The organism is Duganella lactea, from assembly GCF_009857505.1.
GTDB lineage: Bacteria > Pseudomonadota > Gammaproteobacteria > Burkholderiales > Burkholderiaceae_D > Rugamonas > Rugamonas lactea.
This window is the reverse complement of sequence record NZ_WWCP01000077.1, coordinates 1-4,720: the sequence shown is the minus strand read 5'-3', so window position 1 is coordinate 4,720 and position 4,720 is coordinate 1. Positions and strand designations below refer to the sequence as shown.

Annotated in this window: 3 protein-coding genes and 2 rRNA genes; 2 read left to right on the top strand and 3 right to left on the bottom strand. The window is 58.8% G+C overall.

The genetic code is table 11. From position 1 onward, the window contains the following. The first annotated feature begins 221 nt into the window (after positions 1-221). Entirely contained in the window at positions 222-1,586 is a 1,365-nt protein-coding gene (locus GTP44_RS26650) for a sodium-dependent transporter (protein ID WP_161021784.1), read from the top strand. A gap of 45 nt (positions 1,587-1,631) precedes the next feature. Then, the gene (locus GTP44_RS26645) at positions 1,632-2,843 is read left to right on the top strand and encodes a sensor histidine kinase (protein ID WP_161021783.1); all 1,212 of its coding nucleotides are present in this window, start codon (positions 1,632-1,634) and stop codon (positions 2,841-2,843) included. Positions 2,844-2,846: 3 nt separating this feature from the next. Here GTP44_RS26645 and GTP44_RS26640 read toward each other — a convergent pair whose 3' ends face one another. The 3 genes from GTP44_RS26640 to GTP44_RS26630 all read right to left on the bottom strand — a co-directional run. Then, complete coding sequence (locus GTP44_RS26640) at positions 2,847-4,217, bottom strand: DUF4214 domain-containing protein (RefSeq protein WP_161021782.1); 1,371 nt, start codon at positions 4,215-4,217, stop codon at positions 2,847-2,849. Positions 4,218-4,323: 106 nt separating this feature from the next. Beyond that, positions 4,324-4,436: ribosomal RNA gene (rrf, locus tag GTP44_RS26635) — 5S ribosomal RNA — on the bottom strand. Between the two features lie 165 nt (positions 4,437-4,601). Then, a 23S ribosomal RNA gene (locus tag GTP44_RS26630) occupies positions 4,602-4,720 on the bottom strand; the annotation flags it as partial.

Genomic DNA, 4,720 nt, shown 5'->3' with positions numbered 1-4,720 from the left:
ATTTCTACTGAATATTTCTTTGTTGAGCATTTAATGCTTTTTGTTGCAGCATCAAACGCCCACATTTATCGACTGTAAATTTTTAAAGATCTGTTACTGCTTGCTGCGAATCGTTTTGTTCGTCAGCGAAGACGACAAGATTATGCCGGTCGGCATTCATTCCGTCAACCCTCTTTTTTCAACTGCTACAATCTCGTCCTCAAAAACCTCAGCAAAATGCGATGAACAATAAGACGATGGGCCGCAGCGGCTTCAGTTCCAGCTTCGGCGTGTTGACCGCCACGCTCGGCTCCGCGGTTGGTCTCGGTAATATCTGGAAGTTCCCTTCCCTCACCGGCGCCAATGGCGGCGCCGGTTTCCTGTTGATCTATCTGCTGGCCACGCTGATGATTGGCCTGCCGGTGATGATCGCCGAGATCACAATGGGCCGCGCCGCCAAGGCCAACCCGATCACCACGCTGCAACGCCTGGCGCCAAAGAAGAGTCTGCCCTGGTGGCTAATCGGCGCCAGCGGCATGCTGGCCGCCTTCCTGATTCTGTCCTTCTACTCGGAAGTGGTGGCCTGGGTGTTTGCCTATGTGTTCAAGGCGATCGGTGGCAGCATCCTCAGCAGCGACCGCCAGGTGACCGAAGCGGCCTTCGGCGCGCTGATCAGCGATCCGCTGCAGTCGCTGCTGTGGCAATGGGGCGTGCTGATCCTGATCGGCGGCATTCTGCTGATGGGCGTCACCAAGGGCATCGAAGGCATCACCAAGAAACTGATGCCGGTGCTGTTCCTGCTGTTGCTGGTGCTGTGCGCGGTCAGCCTGACGCTCCCCAAGGTGGCGGAAGGCATCGCCTTCCTGTTCAAGCCGGACTTCAACAAGATCACGGCGGGCGTGGTCCTGACCGCCATGGGTCTGGCCTTCTTCAAACTGTCGCTGGGCATGGGCACGATGATGACCTACGGCTCCTACTTCCGCGACGATCAGAACATTCCCGCCACCACCATGCGCGTGATGCTGGCCGACCTGTTTGTCTCCATGCTGGCCGGCATCGCCATCTTCCCGGCGGTGTTCAGTTTCGGCTTTGAGCCGTCGGCCGGGCCGTCACTGGTGTTCATCACGATTCCGGCGGTGTTCTCGCAAATTCCCGGCGGCCACCTGCTGATGATCGCCTTCTTTGCGCTGGCCGCCGTGGCCGCCACCGGCGCCATGCTGTCGATGATGGAGGTGCCAGTGGTGATCCTGCACGAACGCTTCGGCCTGAGCCGCACCAGGGCGACCGTGCTGACCATCGCCATGCTGATCGTGCTGGGCTCCAGCTGCGCGCTGACCAACAATGTGCTGGCCGACTTCAAACTGTTCGGCATGAATATGTTCGACCTGTTCGACTTTGCCTCGTCCAACGTGCTGCTGCCACTGGGTGGCATTTCGCTAGCCTTGTTTGTGGGCTGGGTGTGGGGTCGCGACAACTTCCAGCGCGCGCTGTCCAACCAGGGAGCGCTGCGCAACGCCACTGTGACGGGCGTGGTCTTTTTCCTGCTGCGCTACGTGTCGCCGCTGCTGATCCTGGTGGTGATGCTGAAAGGCCTCGGCTTGTTCTGACGCCCGTTATATACTGGCCGCACCGTGTAGAGCTCAGGGTGCGCGATGAACCAAAGCGAGGTCCCCGTGGTGCCGATGCCGACGATCCTGATCGTCGACGATTCGCCGTCCTACCTCACCGCCCTGCTGGACCGGCTGGAACGGCACGGCTTCCTGATCGTGCTGGCGCAAACCGCGGCCGAGGGTCTGATGCGCGCCGAGTTCGCCGAGCCGGACCTGATCCTGCTCGATGTGGTCATGCCCGATATCGATGGCTTTGAAACCTGCCGCCGCCTCAAGGCCGGCAAGCGGACCAAGGATGTGCCGGTCATCTTCATGACCGGCCTTACCGATCCCAAACAGAAAGTCACCGGCTTCGACGCCGGCGGTGTCGACTACATCACCAAGCCCTTCCAGATTGAGGAAGTGCTGGCCCGCGTCAACACCCATCTGGCGCTGCGCCGCGCCACCCGCGAACTGCAGGACATGGTGGCCACGCTGGATCGCGCGCGCGAAGATCTGGTGCGCAATGAAAAGCTGGCCGGGCTGGGCGCGCTGGTGGCCGGCATCGCGCACGAACTGAACACGCCGATCGGCAACAGCCTGATGGCCTCCACCACGTTCGAGATGCAGACCGACGACATCCATCACCATATGACCGGCGAAGGCGGCGTCACGCGCAAGGAATTTGAAAAATATATCGAGAACGCGCGGCTGTCGGTCGACATCCTGAGTCGCAACCTGCACCGCGCGGCCGACATCGTCACCAACTTCAAGCAGGTGGCGGTCGACCAGACCAGCTCGCAGCGGCGCAGCTTTTTGCTGGAGGAAGTCATCGCCGCCAACCTGCTGACCTTGCAGCCGACCATTAAGCGCACGCCGTTCGTGATCGAGCGGCGGGTGCCGCCGGATCTGATGATGGACAGCTATCCAGGCCCGCTGGGCCAGGTGGTGACCAACCTGATCAACAACGCCATCCTGCACGGCTATGAGGGGCGCTGTGAAGGCCTGATTGCGGTGACCGCGCAACTGTCGGCGCAGGGATGGGTAACGCTGAGCGTGGAGGACCATGGCGTCGGCATACCGCGCGCAGACCTCCAGCGCATCTTCGATCCTTTCTTCACCACCAAGCTGGGAGTGGGCGGTTCGGGACTGGGACTGCACATCGTGCACAACATCGTCACCGAGATACTCGGTGGCCGCATCGACGTCAGCAGCGAAGTGGGCGGAGGCACCCGCATCACGCTGACCTTGCCGATGTCGGCACCGCTCAGGTAAGGCTTACTCCTGCGACCAGATCGCCAGTGCGCCTTCGGTCACGCCGGTCTTCTGGTTGCCCAGGTGCTGGACGATGACGTAGCCCGTGCTTTGATCGGCGCGCTGGTAGCGGTAGGCCGAGAACACCAGGAATTTGCCCGTCGACAGATCCGGCAGTACCTGGCCATTGAGCAGCCGCGTCACCACAACGGGATTGAGCGTCAGCACGCCCGAACCGCTCGGGAAGGTGCCGTTACCCTGGGCATCAAACGAGATGGATTTCAGATTGCTGCCGCCCTTGACGCAATTCTCGCGATAGACAGTGAAAGTCTGGTTCGCCAGCGCGGCAGCGTCCACCAGCTGGGTGGCTGAGCGAGCCACCAGCACGTCGGTCGATTTGCTCGCGCTGCCATCCGGCGTGGCGACGCTCTGGCACAACATGCTGACCGCCGGCAGAGTGCCGCCGCCGATACCGGCGCTGGCGATCACCGGCGCGTCATAGATAAAGTCGGTGCCGACACGAGAAAATCCGATGGTCTGGCTTTGCTGGCCAAAGCTCAATTTACCACTTGAGGCTGGCTGCGCGACACCGCCAACGCCGTAGGTATAGTTGGCGGCATACAGCGGCGCGTTGCCGGTGACGTCCTGCAAATAATGATAGCCCGCATAGTAGGACACCGCCGGGAATGGCCCAGGGATGTCCTCCATCGTTGCGATGAATGCGTCGATCTCGGCACGGAAAGCCGCCATGTCGGTGCCAGCCGTGATCGTCGATAGCAGGGTGCGGACGGCGCTATTAACGCGAGCGCCGTCATAAGCGAGAATTTTTCCTGACGTGTCGAGCAGCGAAGTAAATAAGGTCGCCGCCTCGATTTTTTTGGCCACGACCACCGCATCATCATTCTGCGCGCCGCCGACGATGCTCAGCACCACCTGCGCCGGCATCAGCTGCTTGCTATCCAGCAGGCTGGACCAGAACTCGATGCCTGCCGCCTCGGCATTGCGATTAAAGGCATTCAGGTACAGAGCATTGATAAACGACGCATGATTGTTCACGTACAGATCGCCAAACTCTTGGCTGGCGGCAAAGGCATCCAGCGTGGTGCGCAGTTCGGCGTTGTTGGCATAGGCGGCAATCAGTTCGGGCGCGGTCAGCGGCAGATTGCGCTCACTGAAAATCTTACTCCAGAATTGCAGCCCTAGGGCGTCTGCTGGACGGCCGAAGAAGCCGATGTAAATGCTTTGCAGCAGCCGCGTGTATTCCGACGGCGCATGCTCGGCACCCTGTACGGTCAGGGCCATGGTCTTGGTTCGCGGTGTGGTGGACGCAGTGTCGGAACCGCCGCAGGCAGTCAGCAGCACGGCCAGGGAGGCCGCTGGAATCCAGATCTTCATGATGCTTCCTCAAATTAGAAAGAAGCAAATAATACCTTTTTTATAACTTCGTGGAAATAAAAAAAGCCCGCACAGGATGCTGAGCGGGCTTTTTTATGAATAACTAGCTTGACGATAACCTACTTTCACACTGGTTGCAGCACTATCATCGGCGTAGAGTCGTTTCACGGTCCTGTTCGGGATGGGAAGGGGTGGGACCGACTTACTATGGTCATCAAGCTTTAACTTGTACTAGCATTCACGTTTTTCTCCGTGAAGCCATGAAATCTGGAAGACAGTATTATAAACGATTTATACCGTTTATCAAGTAATTGTTTTAGGTAATGAAGTGTATCAACGAACGTTTCAACGTACTTCTTATTCGATATAACCTGCTAAGGTTATAGGGACAAGCCGTACGGGCAATTAGTATCAGTTAGCTTAATGCATTACTGCACTTCCACACCTGACCTATCAACGTCCTGGTCTCGAACGACCCTTCAAAGAGCTCAAGGCTCTGGGAA